Origin of the sequence: Sphingomonas faeni (assembly GCF_024273235.1) — a bacterium.
In the GTDB taxonomy this organism is placed as follows: Bacteria; Pseudomonadota; Alphaproteobacteria; order Sphingomonadales; family Sphingomonadaceae; genus Sphingomonas; species Sphingomonas faeni_A.
In genome coordinates, this window is sequence record NZ_JANBVH010000004.1 from 67,028 (window position 1) to 87,923 (window position 20,896).

At 67.8% G+C, this 20,896-nt stretch carries 14 protein-coding genes; 5 read left to right on the plus strand and 9 right to left on the minus strand.

What is annotated here, in order from left to right; genetic code table 11:
* Positions 1-15: 15 nt before the first annotated feature.
* From NLI89_RS03060 to NLI89_RS03075, 4 genes are all read right to left on the minus strand, one after another.
* Positions 16-675, minus strand: coding sequence for an alpha/beta fold hydrolase (locus NLI89_RS03060; protein WP_254685672.1), 660 nt, complete (start codon positions 673-675; stop codon positions 16-18).
* Between the two features lie 40 nt (positions 676-715).
* Positions 716-2,017 carry a CitMHS family transporter gene (locus NLI89_RS03065; protein ID WP_254685673.1) on the minus strand — a complete coding sequence of 434 codons (1,302 nt, stop codon included), beginning with the start codon at positions 2,015-2,017 and terminating at the stop codon, positions 716-718.
* 219 nt (positions 2,018-2,236) lie between these two features.
* Positions 2,237-3,730 carry an OprO/OprP family phosphate-selective porin gene (locus tag NLI89_RS03070; RefSeq protein ID WP_254685674.1) on the minus strand — a complete coding sequence of 498 codons (1,494 nt, stop codon included), beginning with the start codon at positions 3,728-3,730 and terminating at the stop codon, positions 2,237-2,239.
* Positions 3,727-4,806: an ABC transporter substrate-binding protein gene (locus tag NLI89_RS03075; protein ID WP_254685675.1), complete on the minus strand. Its 1,080-nt coding sequence runs from the start codon at positions 4,804-4,806 to the stop codon at positions 3,727-3,729. The genes NLI89_RS03070 and NLI89_RS03075 overlap by 4 nt, the downstream gene beginning before the upstream one ends.
* Before the next feature lie 91 nt (positions 4,807-4,897).
* On the opposite strand from NLI89_RS03075, the gene NLI89_RS03080 reads away from it, so the two are divergent.
* From NLI89_RS03080 to NLI89_RS03090, 3 genes are read left to right on the plus strand one after another with little or no spacing between them, the layout of a single operon-like run.
* Entirely contained in the window at positions 4,898-5,563 is a 666-nt protein-coding gene (locus NLI89_RS03080; protein ID WP_187502981.1) for a response regulator transcription factor, read from the plus strand.
* Positions 5,553-6,962: a sensor histidine kinase gene (locus NLI89_RS03085; protein WP_254685676.1), complete on the plus strand. Its 1,410-nt coding sequence runs from the start codon at positions 5,553-5,555 to the stop codon at positions 6,960-6,962. The genes NLI89_RS03080 and NLI89_RS03085 overlap by 11 nt, the downstream gene beginning before the upstream one ends.
* Before the next feature lie 50 nt (positions 6,963-7,012).
* Positions 7,013-8,089, plus strand: coding sequence for an SMP-30/gluconolactonase/LRE family protein (locus tag NLI89_RS03090; RefSeq protein WP_254685677.1), 1,077 nt, complete (start codon positions 7,013-7,015; stop codon positions 8,087-8,089).
* Between the two features lie 69 nt (positions 8,090-8,158).
* On the opposite strand, the gene NLI89_RS03095 is transcribed toward NLI89_RS03090, so the two are convergent.
* The 3 genes from NLI89_RS03095 to NLI89_RS03105 form a co-directional block, all read right to left on the minus strand.
* Positions 8,159-11,197, minus strand: a complete 3,039-nt coding sequence (locus NLI89_RS03095; protein WP_254685678.1) for a TonB-dependent receptor plug domain-containing protein — start codon at positions 11,195-11,197, stop codon at positions 8,159-8,161.
* 232 nt (positions 11,198-11,429) lie between these two features.
* Positions 11,430-12,152: a FadR/GntR family transcriptional regulator gene (locus NLI89_RS03100; RefSeq protein WP_254685679.1), complete on the minus strand. Its 723-nt coding sequence runs from the start codon at positions 12,150-12,152 to the stop codon at positions 11,430-11,432.
* A complete protein-coding gene (locus NLI89_RS03105; RefSeq protein ID WP_254685680.1) occupies positions 12,142-13,488 on the minus strand; it encodes a GntP family permease in 1,347 nt (448 codons plus the stop codon). Before NLI89_RS03105 ends, NLI89_RS03100 begins: the two co-directional genes overlap by 11 nt.
* A gap of 302 nt (positions 13,489-13,790) precedes the next feature.
* On the opposite strand from NLI89_RS03105, the gene NLI89_RS03110 reads away from it, so the two are divergent.
* Together NLI89_RS03110 and NLI89_RS03115 are read left to right on the plus strand one after the other, a co-directional pair.
* Positions 13,791-14,075 carry a helix-turn-helix domain-containing protein gene (locus NLI89_RS03110; protein WP_254685681.1) on the plus strand — a complete coding sequence of 95 codons (285 nt, stop codon included), beginning with the start codon at positions 13,791-13,793 and terminating at the stop codon, positions 14,073-14,075.
* A gap of 230 nt (positions 14,076-14,305) precedes the next feature.
* A complete protein-coding gene (locus NLI89_RS03115; protein ID WP_254685682.1) occupies positions 14,306-17,323 on the plus strand; it encodes a glycosyl hydrolase family 28-related protein in 3,018 nt (1,005 codons plus the stop codon).
* Positions 17,324-17,330: 7 nt separating this feature from the next.
* Here NLI89_RS03115 and NLI89_RS03120 read toward each other — a convergent pair whose 3' ends face one another.
* On the minus strand, positions 17,331-18,593 hold the full coding sequence (locus NLI89_RS03120) for an SGNH/GDSL hydrolase family protein (protein WP_254685683.1): 1,263 nt from the start codon (positions 18,591-18,593) through the stop codon (positions 17,331-17,333).
* A gap of 47 nt (positions 18,594-18,640) precedes the next feature.
* A complete protein-coding gene (locus NLI89_RS03125; RefSeq protein ID WP_254685684.1) occupies positions 18,641-20,764 on the minus strand; it encodes an alpha-glucuronidase family glycosyl hydrolase in 2,124 nt (707 codons plus the stop codon).
* Between the last annotated feature and the right edge of the window lie 132 nt (positions 20,765-20,896).

The window sequence follows — 20,896 nt, forward strand, 5'->3', positions numbered from 1 at the left end:
CCCCGATGCCCGGGATCAGCCGACCGTCAGCCACTGACGCAGCAGCGCGGTGACCTCGCCGGGGCGCTCCATCGGCGCCAAATGGCCGCACGAGCGCAGCAGGTGAAAGCGCGAGCCCTCGATCCTGTCGCTGAGCGCGCGCGCATCGTCGGGCGTGCAGATCAGGTCGCGATCCCCGACCGCGACCAGCGTCGGCACCTGGATCGCGGCGATCGCCTCGCTGATGTCCGGCCGGGCGAGCAACGCGCGCTGCTGGCGTTCGAACACGGTCTGGCCGACCCGCTCCGCCATCGCCTGGGCGGGGCCGGCGACGATCGCGGTCAGCCTCGGGTCGGCATGCGGCGCGGTCGCGAGCAAGCCCTGGCCGACGACGGTGCGCGGGCGAACCTCCATCGACGCGCGCGTGCCGAACAAGGCGATCCGCGTGATCCGCTCGGGCGCCTGTCGCACCATCTCCATCGCGACGTAGCCGCCGAGACTGACCCCGGCGACCGCGAACCGCGGCGGTGCGGCGGCGAGCACCCGCGCGGCCATCGCCGACAGCGTATCGTCCTGCGACAGGTCGCCGAACTCGACCTGCGCGACCGCGGCGAGGTCGACGATCTGGCGGGCCCAGAGTTGCCCGTCGCAGCCCATCGCGGGGAGCAGCATCAACGGTGTACGCGGTCGGACCATGCGAAATCTCCGGTAGCGGCGGGTTGCGGGGATGCTCACCTCAGGCGACGAACGGGAAGGCGAGCGCGATCATGCCGACCAGCGTCATCACCGTGCAGACCGCGATGGCCGGCACGAGCGTGAAGCGCTGGTGATCGGCGAGGTCGATCCCGACCAGGCTGACCAGCAGATAGGTCGACGGCACCAGCGGGCTGAGCAGGTGGACCGGCTGGCCCATCAGCGAGGCCCGCGCGATCGCCTCGGGTGCCACGCCGTAATGCGCGCCGGCCTCCGCCAGGATCGGCAGCATCCCGAAATAGAACGCGTCGTTCGAGATGAAGAAGGTGGCCGGCATGCTCAGCACCGCGGTGATCGGCGCCATATACGGCCCGAGCGCGGGCGGGATCACGCCGACCACCGCCTTGCTCATCGCCTCGACCATGCCGGTGCCGCCGAGGATCCCGGTGAAGATGCCGGCCGCGAAGATCAGCGACACCACCGCCAGCACGTTGCCGGCATGCGCGGAGATGCGCTCCTTCTGGTCGGCGACGCCGGGATAGTTGACGATCATCGCGATCGCGAACGCCAGCATCATCAGCACCGACAACGGGAGTATGCCCCACACCAGCAGCGTCAGCAGCGTGACGACGAGCGCGGCGTTGAACCAGATCAGCTTGGGACGGCGCGCCTCGGGATATTGCGAGACGGCCATGCCGGTGAACTCGGTGTCCGCGGTGATGCCCGCTTCGCCCATCCGGACGCGCTCTTTCCGGCCGAAATACACGGCGAGACCGATCAGGAAGGCGAGCCCGGCGATCATGCCGGGGATCAGCGGCAGGAACAGCGTTGCCGGATCGAGCTTCAGCGCACTCGCAGCGCGCGCGGTCGGGCCGCCCCACGGCGTCAGGTTCATGATCCCGCTCGTCGTCATCAACAGGCAGACGAGGTACAGCCTGTTCATGTTGAAGCGCTTGTAGAGCGGCAGAAGTGCTGCGATCGTGATGATGTAGGTGGTCGAGCCGTCGCCATCGAGGCTGACGAGTGCGCACAGCACGACCGTGCCGATCAGGATCCGCATCGGATCGCCGTGGACCATCCGGATCAGCCGCCCGACCAGCGGATCGAAGAGCCCTGTATCCGTCATTGTCGAGAAGAACAGGATCGCGAACAGCAGCATGACGCCGGTCGGCGCGAGGTTCTTGATGCCGTCGATCATCATCGGGCCGAGACCCGCGGCCTCACCCGCGAACACGCCGAAGATCGACGGAATCACGATGAGCGCGACCAGCGGCGTCATCTTCTTGGTCATGATCAACGTCATGAACGTGGCCACCATCAGGAAGCCGAGCAGGGCAAGATTCATCGCATCGTCCTAGGAAAGGGCGTGAAAAAGGGGGCGGGGGCTGCGTCGAATACGCGCGCCAAACACCGATCTGTTTGAGTCACCGGAGTCGCCAAGTTCTCCGTCATGCCGGGCTCGTTCCGGCATCCACGGCACCGCAAAATCGAGAGCGTTTGATTTGCGGAATGGTGGACCCCGGAACCAGTCCGGGGTGACTGAGTGATGTTGGGACTGCCAGCATCAGAACGTGACACCCACACGGGCGCTCACCGTCTGGCCGCTGTCGTTGCCGACATAGTCGCCGGCGCGGTTGTCGGTGTTCCACTGGATTGCGTTCACCTGGAAGCGGGTGAAGCTGTTGAGGTACCAGTTCACCCCGACGGTCGCCGCCCAGCCGTCGCCGCCGGTGAGCAGATTGTCGAAATCGAGGCTTTCGTAGCGTGCGGTCAGTTCGATCGCGCCGACGCCGCCGTCGAACGTCGGCTTCAACACCTTGGGCTGGCCGAAGCTACCGAGCCGCGGGTTGTATGGCGGCAGGTCGCCGGTCAGGAACAGACCGCCCGAGACGCTCCACGCCTTGCTGACGAAATCGGGACGCCCGCCGTCGAGCCGCGCGTTGCGGCGACCCGCTTCGCCCATCACCCACAACGGCCCGCGATAGCCGCCGAGCTCGACGCCGTAGCCGGTCGTGCCGGTGCCGCCGATCAGCGGCCCGGTCGACACGCGCAGCGCACCGTTGAAGCGGCCGCCGATCACCGTGTTGCGCGTCAGCGTGCCGGCGACCGACGACAGCGATTCGTCGAAGCCCCAGGCGCCGACGTGCAGCACGCCGGTGTCGGACTTGATCGGGTTCCAGTGCGCGCGGCCCAGCACGGTGCGGCTGTCGCCGACCGCCTGCGTGCCGTCGATCCGGTCGCCGGTGACGGTAACCGAGGCGTGGCCGGTCTTCCAGAAAATGCGCGGCATCACGCCGATGCCGTAGAAGCCACGCTGCGGGATAATCGCGGTCGAGACCGTGCTGCGCTCGAGGAACGGCGTCGAATCCGAGCCCGTCGAGCCCTCGAAACTGCGGTCGTTGAACAGGTGGCCGGCGCGGACGTCGTAGTCGAGGCCCGGCTTGATCTTGTTGCGCCAGCCGACGAACGCGGTGACGACGTCGACCTCGTTCTCCGAGAAGTCGCTCTCGAACTGGTAGAAGAAATGCGTGCCGACGCCGCCTTCGAGGCCGAGACGCAGCGCGCGCATGCCCGTCGTGGTGATGTTGCGGCCGTCATATTTGGAGCCGAAGCTCGAGCTGACATCGGTCAGGATGCGGCCGCGCGGCTTGAACGTGTAGACGCCGTCCGCCGAGTGGAAGACGGGCAGGCCGGCGCCCCATTCGGTGGTCACGCCCGACGGATTGTCGCGCGCGGCGACCGCCTGCGCGACGCTGCGGTCGGCCGGGCCGGGAGGGGCCAATTGCGGCGCGAACGGCAGGGTGCGACGCGGTTCGGTGTTCTGCGCGACCGCCTGCGGGGCGACCTGAACCGGCGCGACCGGCGCGGACGCCTGCGCGACGGCGGCGTTGTTCTCCAGCCGGTCGAGCCGCGACTTCAGCGCGGCGATCTCGGCAGCCTGCGCACGCACCAGCGCGGCGAGATCGGCGTCGCTCGGAGGCGACGTCGGGACTTGGGCCAGCGCCGGAGTCGCGGCGATCAGCGCGAGTGCGGCGCACCCGGTACGGAAGAGAGTCATTGTTGGGCTCCGGTGGCGAGAATCGCGGTCCAGTCGCGCAGGAAACGCTGGCGCTTGACGCGGTCGAGGTTGACGAGAAGTTGCGGGCCCACGCGGATCGGTCGCGCCTGGCTTGAAGGAAGACGGCGGGCGGAAACGTCGGTGCGGACCGGCCACAGGCTGCGTTTCGCGAGCAGCGACTGGCCTTCGCGCGACAGCAGGAAATCGAGGAACAGCTTCGCCGCCGCCGGATGTGCGGCCTCGCGCGCGATGAACGCGATCCGCGACGTGACGATCGTATAGTCCTGGAGGAACGCGACGCCGATCCGCGGGTCGGTCCGCGCGCGTTCCAGCGCATAGGAGCCGATGACGTTGTACGCGATCGCCTGCCTCCCCTCGGCGACCCCGCGCAGCATCGGCTCGCTGGTCTGCGACAATATGGGCTTGGTCGCGGCGATCGCCTCCAGCAACGACCGCGTGTCGCGCGTGATGGCGAGGTCCTCGGACAGGTACAGATAGCCGACATTGGAGCGCGCCGGGTCGAACGTCGTCACGCGCCCGGTCAGCGCGCGGGCGTTCTTCCGCAGCCATGTCTCCAGCGCGGCATGCGTTCGCGGCACCTGCCCAGGCGGCACGAGACGCTTGTTGTAGACGATCCCGATCGGCTCCGCGGTGACGCCGAAGCCCATGTTCTTCCACACCGACACCGGTGGCAGCGCGGGCTTTTCGGGGCTGGCATAGCCTTGGGCGAAGCCGTCGTTGATCAGCTTCACCTGGAGGTCCATCGCCGACGACCAGACGAGATCGGCGGACAATTTCCTGGCACGCGTCTCGGTGACGAAGCGGCGATACATCTCGGTCGAGCCGAGGTCCGCGTACAGCACGGTGATCCCCGGATAGCGCTTCCGGAACGCGGCGACGACCGGCAGCAACTCCGCGCGATCGGCATTGCCGTAGATCCGCACCTGTCGCTCGGCGCGCGCCTCGTCGATCAGCTGGTCGTAGGATCGCGGATAGCCGACCGGGCGCTGCGCCATAACGGCGGTCGCGGTGAAACCCGTAGCCAGCAATGCGATCTTCAGAAAAATTCGGGCCATCATTACTCTCCTCGCCTTCCGTCTCTGTGTTCGGATAGACTGCATCGGTGGAGTACGAACCGAAGCTGTCACCAACCTTTCACGGGTTTCCATGCGCATCCTGGTGATCGAGGACGACGCGGCGCTCGCGCGCAGCATCGGCGCGTTGCTGCGCGCGGGCGGCAATGCGGTCGATCATGTCGCGACCGGCGAGGACGCGCTGTCGGTGGTCGCGGGGGAGCCCTATGCGCTGGTGATCCTCGACGTCGGCCTGCCCGGCATCGACGGCTTCACCGTGCTGGAAACCTTGCGGCGGCGTGGTGAGCGTGTGCCCGTGCTGATGCTGACCGCGCGCGATGCGCTCGACGACCGGGTGCGCGGGCTCGATCTCGGCGCCGATGACTATCTGCGCAAACCGTTCGAGCCCGAGGAGCTGGAGGCGCGGGTACGAGCGCTCGGACGGCGCCGCGGGGGCGATCCGCTGCCGGTGCTCAGCGTCGGCACGCTGACGATCAACCGCTCGACCGGCGACGCGGACATCGCCGGCCGCGCGCTCGACCTGCGCCGGCGCGAGCGCGCCGTGCTGGAGGCGCTCGCGACGCGCGCAGGCCGCGTGGTGCCGCGCGCGCTGCTGATCGGCGAGGTGTTCGGGTTCGACGAGCCGGTCGGCGACAATGCGATCGAGGTCCATGTGACCCGCCTACGCACCAAGCTCGCGCCGGATGGCCCAGGCATCCGCACCGTCCGCGGCGTCGGCTACATGCTCGATGCCGGCTGAGACCATCGCTACCGATCGGGGCACGCCAGCGCTGCGCACCCGGCTGTTGGTGGCGGTGCTCGGCCCGTTGCTGGCGGCGGCGATCCTGATCGGCGTGGTCGGCGCGACGCTGATCGCCGACGTGGTCCGCCGCACCAACGACCGCGTGCTCGGCGGGGCGCTCGGCGCGATCGCTGAGACGGTGCAGGTCGAGCGCGGCGAGGTGACGCTGGATCTGCCCGCAGCCGCGTTCGGGATGCTGGAAAACACCGAGCGCGACAACGTCTATTACCGCGTCGCCGTCGGCAGCGACCTGCTTACCGGCTATGCGGACCTGCCCGCCCCCGATCCCGCAACGCTCGCGATCGACGTGCCGCGCTATCGTTTCGCGCGCTACCGCGACCAGAAGATCCGCATCGCCGAAGTCCGCCGCTCGCTCCCGCGGATCGACAAGCCCGTGATCGTCCAGATCGCCGAGACGCTCGACAACCGCGGGGCGCTCACCCGCCGCCTGATGCTCGCGCTGCTGATCGGCGAATGCGTTCTCGTCGGTGCCGCGGCGTTGCTGCTCAGGCCCGCATTAGGATGGTCGCTGCGACCACTCGCCCGACTCCGCGGTGCCGTCGAAGCGCGCGACGAACGCGCGCGCCCGGATTTCTCCCCGCTCGACACCGGCCCGCTGCCGAGCGAACTCCGCCCGCTCGCCGGTGCGTTCGACCGCCTGCTGGCGCAGCTCGACACCGCCACCGTCGGCGTCCGCCGCTTCACCGCCGACGCCTCGCACCAGATGCGCACGCCCTTGTCGGTGCTGAAGGTCCAGGTCGCGCTCGCCCGCCGCGGCTCGGACGCGGAACGGCGCGAGGCGTTGGACGAGATCGCCGACGCTGTGGTCCGACTCGAACGGCTCGTGACGCAATTGCTCGCTTTGGCGCGTGCCGAGGAAGCGGGCGTGTCCGCCCCGCTCGAAGCGGTCGACCTGCGCGAAGTCGCGGCGGCGGTCATCACCCGCCAGATCAAGCACGCGATCGAGGCGGGCATCGACCTGACGCTGGAAGGCGAGGGGACCGCCGGCCCGGTCGTGTCGGGCCACCGCACGCTGATCTTCGAGATCCTCTCCAACCTCGTCGACAACGGCATTCGCTACAACCGGCGCGGCGGCACCGTGTCGATCATGCTCGAGGCGACCGAGGCGGCGACGACGGTCACGATCGCCGACGACGGTCCCGGCATCGCGCCCGAACACCGCGAAATGGTGTTCGACCGGTTCGTCCGGTTGGAAACGCCCGGTAGTTCCGAGGGCAGTGGCCTGGGTCTTGCGATCGTGAGATCCGCAGCGGCTCGGCTCGATGCGACGGTTGCGTTCGGCGATACGCCCAGCGGCACAGCCGTGATTATTCGATTTGTACGTCCGACAGGATAGACCTGCGCCAAACAGATGCTCGTCCGTTCGACTCAATAAGGAGTTCCCGCATGCCCAACGTGCCGCCGGTATTTGATGGGACGCCGGACCGGGCATTCCGGCCCGATCGTCGTGGCGTCCTGATCGGGGCCGTGGCGCTGGTCGCGACGTCGGCGCACGCGGGAATGCCGGGCGGGGCCGCCGCGCCTGCCGACGCCGAACCGCGCATCGAGCGAATGTCGGCGAAGTTCGACCGGATGGTCGCACCCGGTGCGCAGGTCGAGACGGTCGCGACGGGCATACGCTGGGCGGAGGGACCGGTGTGGGTCGAGGCCGGGCAGTATCTGCTGTTCTCCGATCCGCCTGCGAACATCGTGCGGCGATGGCGCAAGGGTGGTGTCGCGGCGCCGTTCCTCGATCCGTCGGGTGCTGGCGGGACCGATCCGAAGCTCATCCGGGAGCCGGGTGCGAACGGACTGACGCTCGATCGAACGGGCAAGCTGCTGATCGCCAACAGTGGCGGTCGGTCGATCGATCGCGTGGATCTGGCAACGCGGCGGCGCGAGACGGTCGTCGACCGGTATCGGGGAAAGCGGTTCAACAGCCCGAACGACATGCATGTCGCGCGGGACGGTACGCTGTATTTCACCGATCCGCCGTACGGCCTGACCGAAGGCGATACGTCGCCCCTGAAGGAACTGGCGGTGAACGGCGTCTACCGGCTTCGGCCGGGTGGTGCGGTCGAACTGCTGGAGGGGAGCCTCACGCGACCGAACGGGATCGCGCTGTCGCCAGACGAAACGCGGCTCTACGTGTCGGTATCGGACGAAACCGCACCGCGGATCATGGTCTATGATCTGGGTGCGAAGGGCGTGCGCAATGCCCGGGTGCTGCTCGATGCCAAGGCGATGAAGGCGCGCGGCGGCGCCGGCCTGCCCGATGGAATGAAAGTCGCGCGCGACGGGACCCTGATATGCTCGGTGCCGGGCGGCATGATGTTCATGACACCCGATGCGGAGCCGCTCGCGCTGGTCACGACCGGCGCGCCGATCGCGAACTGTGCGTTCGGCGAGAAGGGGCGGGCATTGTACATGACCGCGAACGACCGGGTCCTGCGGCTGCCGCTACGCGCGGGATGGCAGAGTTGAGGGACGGCTCGTCCCCGGCAGGAACTGCTGCCGGGGACGACGCCCTCAGAACCGCCCTCAGAACCGCCCTTAGAATCGGGCGCGCACGCCGATCCGGTAGAAGCGGCCGAGCGTGTCGTAGAGCGCCGGGTTCACGTCGAGCCCGGTGTTGGTCTGTGGCGAAGGCTCGGGATCATGGTCGAACAGATTGTCGACCTTGAAGAACATGCTGACCTGCTTGGTGACGTTCACCGCACCGCCGATGTCGAAGTAGAACGCGCCCTTCATCGTGTTGTTGTCGATCGTCGGGTTGTTGCTGGTCGAGACCGGGCAGTTGCCGGCCGAGCACACGACATACTGGTTGCCGTACACCCCGTCGCTGAACCAGCGCTGCTGCAGCGTGATGCTGAACGCGTCGTTGTCGTAGCTCTCGGTGACGAGCCATTTCCAGTTCGGCGTCGCGCCGGTGTTCGCACCCGCCGAATCGACCGGGATCGTGCCGGGCAGTCCGGGATCGGTGACGTATTTGATCACATGCGTGGTCAGCCCGCGCAGGGTGAGGTTACCGTCGATCCCCAGCGGCTTGCGCCACTGATAGCTCGCCTCGATATCGAACCCGTCGGTCTTGATCGACGCGAGGTTGAACGACTGGACGTTGACGTATTTCGAGTCGCTGTCGAGGTCGAACGCGCCGCAGGTGTCGGGGATCTTGTCGACCAGGCAGAGGTTGACGACCTGCTGCGCCGACAGGCTCGAGATCACGTCCTTCAGCTTGATCTTGTAATAGTCGAACGACAGGCTGAGCCCCGGCAGCCATTTCGGCCGCGAATAGACGACGCCGAGTTCGGTGTTGCGCGCGATTTCGGGCCTCAGCGCCGTGTTGCCGATCGTGTTCTGGATGATCAGCACCTGGCGCCCGTTCGGGTTCTCGGCGGTCCTGCGCGGATCGGTGAAGTTCGGGACGGTGGTCGTCACCGGTGCCGCGAACAGTTCCGACAGGTTGGGCGCGCGGACGTCGCGCGACGTCACGGCGCGGAAGCGGAGCCCGTCGAGCGGCGTGTCCCAGGTGCCGCCGACCTTCCAGGCATAGACGACGCCCGATGTCGAATAGCGCGTCGCCCGGCCCGCCGCGTTCACGTTCGCGCGGCCCAGCGTGTCGGAGTTGAGGATCGGCAGGTTCAGCTCCAGGAAGCTCTCGAGGACGTTGTACTTGCCCGTGCCGTTCTTGTAGTTGCCCGCGTACCAGTTGCTGCCGTTCACCGAATTCAGGCTCGGATCGGCCGGATACAGCGTCGAGTTGGGACTGTCGGCCGAGACGCCAGCGCCGTAGGGGTCGGCGTTCACCCGGTAGAATTCGCGGCGATATTCGATGCCCGCCGCGACCGCGAGCGGCCCTGCCCACAAATTGATCGGCTCGCCCGAGATGCTGCCGGCAAAGGCGTCCTGCGTCTGCTTGGTATGCTGGAACGGTCCCGCGGCCGGCGTGACATAGGCGAGTGCGGCGGCCGACGGTGTCGCCCCGCCGAAGATGTTGATCGGCTGGCACCCCGCGGCACGTGCGGCGGCGTCGGCGCAGACGATCTGGCCGTTCAGGCTGATCGCGTTGATCGCCTGATTGTAGCGTCCGGTCAGGCTGATGTTGTCGACGTTGATGTCGGTGATGTTGGTGCCATGCTCGTACGACGCGTCATAGGTCCAGTTGGTCCCGAGCAGGTCGGCCTTGCCCTTCAGCCCGCCGACGAAGCGATATTGACGGCGATCGGTATTCACCTGGATGTTCGGCAGGATCGCGTTGCTCAGCCCGTATTGGAAGCTGGTGATGCCGTTCGCCGCACAGGCGGCCGAGATCGACGCGGGCAAATACGGGTTCGCGCACTGTACGGTCAGCCCGGTCTTCGCGGAGCCGGGATTGGGCTGGTTGTGCGTCTTCACCTGCGCGACGTTGGCGGTCATGTAGACCTCCATGTCGGGCGCGACGTCGTAGCTGATGCGCGTGTAACCGTTGAGCCGCTGGATCGCGGATTGCAGCGACGTGCCCGATCCGACATGCCCCGATTGGTCGCCGCCGACGCAGAAGCCGACATAACACCCGTTGACGTTGCCGGCCCTGTCCTTGGCGGGCACGCCGTTCGATCCGTACTGGAACTGGAAGGGCTGGCCGTTGGCGTCGAACGCGGTGCCCTGCAGCGGGCCGGCGCTGATCAGGCCGTATTTGGTGTATTGATACGCCTGGCCGTGATCGCGGACGAGGTATTGCGGCGATCCGTTGTTCATGATGCCGGTGTTGACCAGCGTGGTCGCGCGGTACCAGTCGCGGCTGCCGGCGAGGTCTTCGCCGAAATTGCCCGGGCCGACGCCCTGTTCCTTGGCATATTCGCCGCTCAGGATGACGTGCAGCCTGTCGTTCGCGAAGCTCTTGCCGACCGCCGCCTGGAACAGCACCTGGCCGTCGTCGCCATAGGTCGTCACGCCGCTCTGGACGTTCGCCTTGAACCCGGTGAACTTCGTGTCGGTGATGAAGTTGATCACGCCGCCGACCGCATCCGAACCGTAGGACGCAGAGGCGCCGCCGGTGACGATATCGACGCGCTTGATCAGCAATTGCGGGAACTGGCTGATGTCGGGAACGCCGGTAACGTTAGCACCGACGACGCGCTGGCCGTCGAGCAAGGTCAGCGTCCGGATCGTGCCGAGGCCGCGCAGCGAGAACGAGCTGAGCCCCTGCGATCCGCTCGACGTGCTGAACGTCCCCGTATTGGCGCCGGTCGAGCCCTGCAACGAGGGCAATTGCGCCACCGTCGTGAAGATGTTGGGTTGCGCGTTCTTGAGGATCTGTTCCTCGCCGATCACCGTCGTCGGCGTCGGCGCGTTGAACCCGCTCGACGTGATGCGCGTGCCGGTGACGACGATATCCTTCGTGCTCGCGGTCCGCTCGTCGTCGTCGGGCAGGGTGGTCTGCGGCGCAGGATTCGGTGCGGGTACGGCCTGGTCCGCCGGCGCGGCTGCAGTCTCTGCGGTGGCAGGGACGGCGGTTTCGGGGACGGCGGTTTCGGGGACGGCGGTTTCGGGGACGGCCGAAGGCGCGGTCTGGGCCGCGGCTGGCGCACACAGCAACGCAGTCGCCAGCACGAATAGGCTGGTAGCGTTAACATGTGATTTTACGAGTAATAGCCGATCGCGCGTGACCTTCAGCATCCGTCCATCCCCTTGTTGCACGTAGCGCGTGCCGGGCTCCGGCTTGGCGACGTGTCGTTCCGGTTACTCTGTACCGTATGCGGGGCGGCGTATCATCTACGACCATGGTCGCAGTGCGGAACCATCGGACTCGCGCGGCGCACCGCCGCCGATCCGCCGGACCGTGTCAGGGCATCAGCCGCTTGCGGCCCTGCGACAGATGCCAGCGCATCGCAAGCGCGGCGCCGTCGGCATCCTGCGCGCGGATCGCCTCGACGATCGCGTCATGCTCGTCCATCATCGCCTTGATCACCTCGGGTGCGCGCGACCGCGATATGTCCACGCCGGCGCGCAGGATCCGCATCACCGCATCCTGGAGATGATCGAAGACCGGCAGGAACGCGGCATTGGCGGTCGCCTCGGCGATCGCGCGGTGCAGTACCCAGTCCTCGTCATGCGCCGGCGCATTGGACAGCAGCGCCGTCCGCAACGCCTCCAGCGCGCGCTCGATCGCGTCCATCTGGTGATGCGACCGGCGCTGTGCCGCCAGCCGCGCCGCCTCCGCCTCCAGCACGAAGCGTACTTCGTAGGTGCCGAGCGTCGCGGCGATGTCCGCCATCGGCATGTGCGAGCCGAGCCGCTCCGACGGCCGCCGTTTGACATAGGAGCCGGCACCACGCCGCGCCTGCGTGATCCCGTCCGAGGCGAGCCGTGCCAGCGCCTCGCGCACGATCGTCCGCGACATGCCGAACATCGTCGCCAGCTTGTCCTCCGCGGGCAACCGGTCGCCGACCGCGAGCTGCTCGTCGAGGATGATCTGGACGATCCCGGTATAGGCCCGGTCCGCCAGCCGCTCGCCGCCGGTCACGACCGGCCTCGAATTTGGGGCTGCGGCATCGTCAGACGACATAGCTCAGCGCCATCACCAGCGCGAGGCCGACCACCGAGATCGCCGTCTCCAGCATCGACCATGTCCGGAACGTGTCCGCGGTGCTGGTGCCGACATAGCTTTTGACCAGCCAGAATCCCGGATCGTTGACGTGGCTGAAGAACACGGAGCCCGCGCCGATCGCCAGCACGACCAGCTCCGGCGACACGCCCGAGCTGGCGACCACGCCCGGCATGATCCCGACCGCAGTGATCGTCGCGACGGTCGCGGAGCCAGCCGCCAGGCGTATCCCGACCGCGACCAGCCAGCCCAGCAGCAGCGGCGAGATCGAATACATCAGCACGGTGCGCGCCAGCAGGTCGGACAGGCCGGCGGTCACCAGCACCTGCTTCAGCGCACCGCCCGCGCCGATTGCGAGCAGGATCGCCCCGGCCGCGCCCATCGTCTCGTGCCACACCGCGGTCTGGATCGCGGCATCGCGCAGCCGCCGGCCGAACAGCAGCGGCAGGGCGATCAGGTTGGTCAGCAACAGCGCGACCACCGGATTGCTCGCCGCGACCAGCCAGGCGGTGCCCTTCATCCCCGGGATCATCTGGCCCAGCTCGCCGGTCGCGATCATCAGCACGGGCAGCAGCACGATCAACAGCGACAGCATCCGCGCCGGCGGTGCGATCGATAGCGCATGATCGTGCAGCACCGGCGCCTCCAGCCGCACGCCGCGCGTCGTGAACTTCGCCAGCAATGGCCCGGATATGATCGCCGTCGGGATGGCGATCGCGATCCCGTAGAGCATCGTCTTGCCGAGGCTGGCGCCGAGCGCCTCGACGGCGAGCAAGGGGCCCGGATGCGGCGGCACCAGCGCGTGGACCACGCCCAGCCCGGCCAGCGCCGGCATGATCAGCCTCAGCTTGGCGGCGTCGCGTTCCGGGCCGTCCTTGCCGGTCATCTCCTCGGCCGCCGCGACGACGATCGGCAGCAGCAGGACCAGCCCGGTCTCGAAGAACAGCGGCAGCCCGACGATGATCGCGATGCCCAGCGTAGCCCAGGGCGCGGCCTGGACGCCGGTCATCCGCAGCGCCGCCTTGGCCAGCGACGCGGCGGCGCCCGACAGATGCAGCATCGCGCCCAGCGACAGGCCCAGCGCGACGACCAGCCCGGTGCCGCCGATGATGTCGCCGACGCCCTTCTGCACCGCCTTGGCGACGTCAGGGAGCGGCAGCCCAGCGAGCAGCCCGACGGTGAACGCGCCACACAACAGGCCGATAAAGGGGTGGAGCCGCCCGCGGACGATCATCACCACGGCCAGGCCGATGCCGGCCAGCGCGGCGATCACCAGCCGCATGTCCGCACCGATCATCGGCGTGCCGCCCGCGTTCCAGCGCGCGCGTCCGTTGCGTTTCGTGCACGCGTGTCCGGTGCGTGTGGCATCAGGCCCCTCCCGTCGCTCAGCGGCGCCTTCGCCTGCTGATGATCGTGCATATCTGTACGACAGGTCTTTTCGCTCTGACAACAGAAAAGGCTTGATTGCGTCCAAATCCGTGGCCCATACTCAAAACCTGTCCAACCGAATCCGTATAAGCGGATCGCTGGATCAACGGCGCAAACCCTGTGGCGGCACTGAATCGTCGCGGCACAGGCTGAAGCTCAGGGAGGATGACCATGGAACGGACCGGCCACGACATCGGGCATCCCCCGGCGGCCAAGGTGGCGGCAAAACCGGCGGCACCAGCGGCGGCACCAGCGCCGGGGACCCACGCGGCGCTGACACCGACCCAGATCAGGGTACTCCGCGGCGTTCATTCGGGCCTGCTCAACAAACAGATCGCGTTCGATCTCGGCATCGCCGAGGCCACCGTGAAGGTCCACATGACCGCCCTGATGCGCAAGCTCAACGTCCGCAACCGGACTCAGGCGGCGATCGTCGCGCAGACGCTAGCGATCTGACGCCCCCTTTCGATCCTCCCCCGCCAGGGGGAGGTGGCTGGCGCTTGCCAGACGGAGGGGGAGGTAAGCGGCACGTCTGTTCCGTGTCCTCCCCCTCCGTCGCCTACGGCGCCACCTCCCCCTGGCGGGGGAGGATCGAAAGGCTTTCCCGAAAAGATACGACCTTCGTCGCAGATGAAGCGCACCCCCACGAACGGTAGGACTGCTGTCCTGATAACGGGAGACGGACGATGGTTGCGAAATGGCTGCTCTGCGGGACGGCGCTTCTGATCGCCACGCCCGCATTCGCAAAACCGGCGACGCCCACGAAGTCCGTCTCGGTCTATCTCACCCAGCCCGACGACCCGAGCGCGATCACCGTCAAGGGCGTCGGCGACGGTCGCGCCGACGACAGCGTCGCGCTCCAGCAGGCGATCGACGCGGCCGCGGCGGGCGGCCATGGCGGCGTCGTGTTCCTCCCCTCCGGGCGCTACCGGATCAGCCGGACCATCTTCGTCCGCTCCGCCGTCCGGATCTTCGGCATCGGCCCGACCCGGCCGGAGATCGTGCTCGGCGACAACAGCGCGGGCTATGCGTCGGGCGTCGCGGCGATGGTCAGCTTCACCGGCGAGGACCAGTACCGCGTCGGCAAGGCGCCCGTGCCGCCGCGCACCAGCGTGCCCTTCGACCCCGCGATCTTCGACGCGACCTCCAGCACCTTCTATTCCGCGCTCTCCAACGTCGATTTCCGGATCGGCGCGGGCAATGCCGGCGCGGTCGCGGTCCGCTTCCGCGTCGCGCAGCACGGCTATCTGCGCCACGTCGATTTCCACATCGGCTCGGGGCTTGCCGGCATCTACCAGGCGGGCAACGAGTTCGAGGACCTGCGCTTCTTCGGCGGTCGCTACGGCATCATGTCGGAAAAGACCTCGCCCGCGTGGCAGTTCACGCTGATCGACTCCGAGTTCCAGGGCCAGCGCGATGCGGCGATCCGCGAGCATGAGGTCGACCTGACGCTCGTCAACGTGGCGATCCGCGACACGCCGGTCGGGATCGAGATCGACCGCGGCTATTCCGACTCGCTCTGGGGCAAGGACGTCCGGTTCGAGAACGTGTCGCAGGCGGGCGTGATCGTGTCGGCGGAGAACAGCGTCTTCACGCAGGTCGGCTTCGACAATGCGGTGGCGTCGAACACCCCGACCTTCGTCCGCTTCCGCGACAGCGGGAAGACCGTGGCGGGGGCGGGGCCAAACTACCGTGTCAGCGACTTCTCCTACGGCCTGAAGCTGGCAGGGCTGGGCACGATCGGCGAGTATGCGACCGACATCCAGATGGCGCCACTCGCGCGCATGCCCGCGAGGCGCACCCCGGCGATCCGCGCGATGCCGCCGGTCCGCGACTGGGCGAACGTCCATGATCTCGGCGTGAAGGGCGACGATACCACCGACGACACCGCGGCATTGCAGCGTGCGATCGATACGCACCGCGTGCTGTATCTCCCGGTCGGTCGCTACCGCGTCACCGATACGATCACGCTGCGCCCCGACAGCGTCCTGATCTCGCTGCACCCCAGCCTCACGCATCTCTACCTCCCCGACGAGACGCCTGCATACATGGGCGTCGGCGGTCCCAAGGCGCTGTTGCAGAGCGCGAAGGGCGGCAATGCGATCGTCTCGGGGCTCGGCCTGTGGACCGGCGGCGTGAACCCGCGCGCGACCGCGCTTCTGTGGAAGGCCGGCGAGGCGTCGATGGTCAACGACGTCAAGATCCAGGGCGGCGGCGGCACGGTGCTGACCAAGGGCAGCCCGATCGGCTTCGGCGATCCGCGCGCGCGCTTCGACGGGCAGCATCCGAGCATCTGGGTGACGGACGGCGGCGGCGGCACCTTCGCGGCGATCTGGTCGCCGAACACGCTGGCCTCGGCCGGCTTCCAGGTCTCGAACACCACGACCCCCGGCCATGTCTACGAACTGTCGGCCGAGCACCATTACCGCGCCGAGATCGTCCTCGATAATGTCGAGAACTGGGAATTTCTCGCGCCGCAGACCGAGCAGGAGGTGCGCGACGGCGTCGACGCGATCTCGACCGAGATCCGCAACTCGCGCAACATCCTGTTCGCCAACTACCATGGCTACCGCGTGACGCGCACGATCAAGCCGATGGACGCCGCGGTAAAGCTCTACAATTCCGGCGATATCCGCTTTCGCAATGTCCATGTGAACGCCGAAAGCGGCTTTGCGAGCTGCGACGCGAAAGGCTGCGGCACCTATCTGCGCGCCAGCAAATTCCCGTTCGAGAACGCGATCAAGGACATGACCCGCCAGCAGGAGGTGCGCGAGCGCGAGTTCGCCCGGCTCGACGTGCCAGCCGCCCCTGCGACCGCGGCGACCCAGCCGGCGATTCCCGTGTCGCCGGGCGTCGAAAAGCTCGCCGACGGCTTCTATTCGATCGCAGGCGGATCGATCGATGCGAAGGGGAAATTGTATTTCATCGATCGCCAGTTTCAACGGATACATGGCTGGACCAAGGCCGAAGGGTTGTCGATCGTCGCGGATGCGCCGCTCGATGCGGTGAACCTCGCGGTCGATCGCTCGGGCAAGCTGCTCGTCCAGTCCTCCGCCGGGCGCGACGGAACCGTCTACAGCATCGATCCGGCCAAGCCGGCCGAGGTCACGGTCATCCCCCCGACCACCGCCGGCCCGAACCGCGGCGCGGCCACCCTGCTCCCCGTCAACGTCTGGGCGAATGGCGAGTTCGCCGACCGGATCGACCCGGCGACCTATACCTACCCGACGATGGCGGACTTCTTCACCGGCAAGATGGGCGAGGCCAAGTCGCAGGAATATGTCTCGCCCGACGGATCGCTGGTGCTGCCGGCATTCCGCGTCTGGAACCAGGGGCCGGACGATCACCGCGGCTGGCGCTGGTCCGACACGCTCGACAGCTATGGCTTCGTCGCTGCCGCCCCCGGCGAACGAATTGTCCTGACCAACGCCTCGGAGAACCGGACCTATAGCGGCGTCGTCGGCGATCAGGGCCGCCTGACCGACCTCAAGGTCGTCGCCGATCGCGGCGGCGAGAGCGTCGCGCGCGATGCCGCGGGCAACCTCTACGTCGCCAACGGCCAGGTGTTCGTCTACGCCCCCGATGGCACGCTGGCCCGCCGCATCGACGTCCCCGAGCGTCCGCTGCAACTCGTGATCGGCGGCGCCGACCGCCGCACGCTGTTCATCCTCACGCACCACGCATTGTACGCGACCGGGATCTAGACGCCGGCTAGCGGAAGAGGGCGAGGGGTATGGCCTCGCCCATCGCGCGATACCCGGCCTCGGACGGGTGGAGATGGTCGCCCGAATCATAGCGGGGCGACAGCCGGTCGGGATGTGCCGGATCGCGCATCGACCGGTCGAAATCGATCACCGCGTCGAACACGCCGGACGTGCGGATGAACGCGTTGACCGCCTGCCGATCGGCCTCGTTGACGGCGTCGGGATGGTAATAGCTGTTGCCACCGAACGGCATGACCGTGCCGCCGATCACCTTGATCCCGTGCGCATGCGCCCGCGCGACCAGCTGCGTGAAACCGGCCTTGAGCTGCGCGACCAGCGCGGCGTGCTGCGCGGGCGTGGCAGGCGCATCGCGGGTCAGGACGCCGAGATCGTTCACGCCCTCCAGCACGATCGCCCAGCGCACGCCGCTGCGCGCGACGACGTCGCGATCGAACCGCGCAAGCAGATTGGGGCCGAGACCGTCGAGCAGCACGCGATTGCCGCCGATCCCTGCATTGACGACGCCGATCGCCCGCGTTGCAGGGCGCGCGCGGAGTCTTTGTGCCAGCACGTCGGTCCAGCGGGTGTTGCGCTCGGGCTTCACGCCGTACCCGTCGGTGATCGAGTCGCCAATCGCGGCGATGGTACCCGCGGCCGGCGCCCCCGCGACCTCGACATCCGCGAGCGCATACCAGTGTGTCGTCGGCGTCGCACCCGCCAGCGTCCCGTCCGCAACCGCGTCGCCGGCCCGCGTGAAACTGGTCGCGCGCGAGCCGGGGTGGCCGGTCTGCGGGCTGGCGGCGTCCGGCAAATAGAGGCTGACGGCCAGATCGGCGCCGGCTGCGACCCGCAGCGCGACCGGGTCGCTGTAGATTTCCGCACCGGCCGGGATCACCGCGTCGCCCTGCCCCGAGAAGGTCAGCCGGGCGCCGCCTTCGATCCGCGGCGTGCCGGGCGCGACCGACCGGGCAAGGTGCGCCCCGCCGATGACCAGCGGACGCGTACCGAATGCGTTGGAGAGCCGGATGCGTACGCGCTCACCGCCGGCCGACACGCGCACGACCTGCCGCAGCGTGATCGCGCCGGCCCGGTCGGCGGGGAGCGCATTGTCGCCCTCGGCGATCATCTGCGCCGATCCCCAGGTCGCGATCCAGTGCGTGTTTCGTGGCGGCGCAATGTCCCGTGCAGTGTCCCGTGCAGTGTCCCGCGCGCCTGCGCCCGTCACGATCAGGGCGCCCAACATCAGCGCCAACGGCCACCGTCTCGTCATCGCGTCCTCATCCTCTTCTGTCGCGTCAGCGCATCGTTATCGAAGGGTTATTGCGGGTTGCCGGGCGCGTACGGAAAGCGCTGCGCCTTGTACCACGCCAGGTCGTGCGCGGGCGCCGCCGCTCCCGCCGGCAACGGGCGTCCGTTGACCGACATCCAATAGGCGAGGCTCGCATCGCGCCACCACCGCGCTTCGCGCTCCTGCACCGCCAGATAGGTCGCGGTCTTGGCCCAGCGCTCGGCATCGACCTGCGGCTTCAGCGCATCCCATCGCCGGCGCATGTCCGCGACATATGCGACGCCGGAATCGTAATCATGGACCATCTCCGCCCATAATGTCCGCCCAGACGCCATGCGCCGGTCCCACGAGACGTGGTGGAACCACAGCAGGTCGCGCTCCGGCGTCGTCGCCGGATCAGCGAGCGTGCGGGCGAGGGCAGGGGCGTATTGCGCGACCGCGTTGCTGCCCGTCTTGGTCCGGTCGAAGCCGATCCCGGCCTTGTCGGCGCGGTGATAATAGACCGGGTTCCATTCGGGGCGCTTGAGATCGGCCACCCACGGAGCCGGGCCGTAATGATGCCCCGTCGCCATGAGGTGCGCGAGCCCCAGGGGCGTCATGTAGTCGACCACCGCCTCGCGCGATCCCATCATCATCGCGACCACCGGATCGACGACGTTCGGGGAAGGGGCAAAGGTCATCGCCGCCCATTCGCGTGCGATCGGCGCGGCGCCCAGCGTCGGATCCCACGCCATCCGCCCGAACGCGTACCAGTTCGCCTGATTGAACGTCGAGCCAGCCCAGTCCCGGTCGCGCCCGATATTGGCGACCCCCGCCATGCCCGTCAGCGTATGACCTTCGACCGAGCCGTCGACGACGTCCGCGACGGTCTCGCCCGGCGTCCGCATCGTCTCGCTCGACAGCGTTTCGGCGAACATCGGCCCGAGATAGGCGAGGTGCGTCGCGAAGCCGAGATACTCCTTGGTGATCTGGAATTCGATCATCAGCGGCGTTTTCGGCATCGCCCCGAACAGCGGGTGGAACGGCTCGCGCGGCTGGAAGTCGATCGCGCCGTTCTTGACCTGGACGATGACGTTGCTCGCGAACGTGCCGTCGAGCGGCTTGAACTCGGTGTATGCCTGCTTGGCGCGGTCGTCCGGGTCGGTTTCCGCATAGACGAACGCGCGCCACATCACGATTCCGCCATGCGGCGCGACCGCGGCGGCGAGCATGTTGGCGCCGTCCGCATGGCTGCGGTGATAGTCGCGCGGGCCGGGCTGGCCTTCGCTGTTCGCCTTGACCAGGAAGCCACCGAAATCGGGGATGCTGCGATAGATCTCGTCGGTCTTCGCCTTCCACCACGCCGCGACCTGTGGATCGAGCGGGTCGGCCGTCTTCAGGCCACCGATTTCGATAGGGGCCGAGAAGCGCGCCGACAGGTACACCTTGATCCCGTACGGCCGGAACACGTCGGCGAGCGCCGCCGCCTTGGCGATATACGGCGCGGTCAGGCTGTCGGCCTTCGCGTTGACGTTGTTGAGGACGGTGCCGTTGATCCCGAGCGACGCGTTGGCGCGCGCGTAATCGGTGTAGCGGGGATCGCGGAAATCGGGGAGCGTCCACCAATCCCACAGCGACACGCCGGCATAGCCACGCTCGACCACGCCATCCAGATTGTCCCAATGGTTTAGCACGCGCAGTTTCACGCGGGGGCTCGATGTCAGGGCGATGCGGTCGAGGCTGCCACCGGTCTGGAGGTGCCGCAGCAAGGCGAAGCTGCCGTACAGCACGCCGCGGTCGGTATTGGCGGTGACGAGGAGGACGCGGCGATTGCCGATCGTGACGAGGCCGATACGGTATCCTTCGTCGCCGAGCGCGGCCAGGGGCAAGCGAAGTGCCGCGACGTCGCGATCGTTGGCGGTGGCCAGCAGGATCGGCGGCGGGCTGGTCCCGAACAGCCCCACGCCGCGCCGCAGTTCCTCCGCCGCGACCCGGAGCGTAGGCGTATCGCCGCGCGCTTCGACCGTCGGGGCATTCCGCGCGGGCGTCGTCGCCGGGGCGTGATAGCGCAGCCAGAGATCGTAGCCGTCTTCGGCCTGCGCCGGTCCGGTCAAACCAATTACTGCCCCGAACAGCAGCGCGAACTTACCGATCCATCGGCCGAATTGCGTCATAATCCTCTCCCGCTGTTCCGCGCCACATTGACAGGATCGCGGATGATCAGCCATGTTATCGCTATCACGACGACGGCTTCGACAGCAATGCCGCGTTTCAAATTAGGAGACAATCTTGGCCGATACGAACAC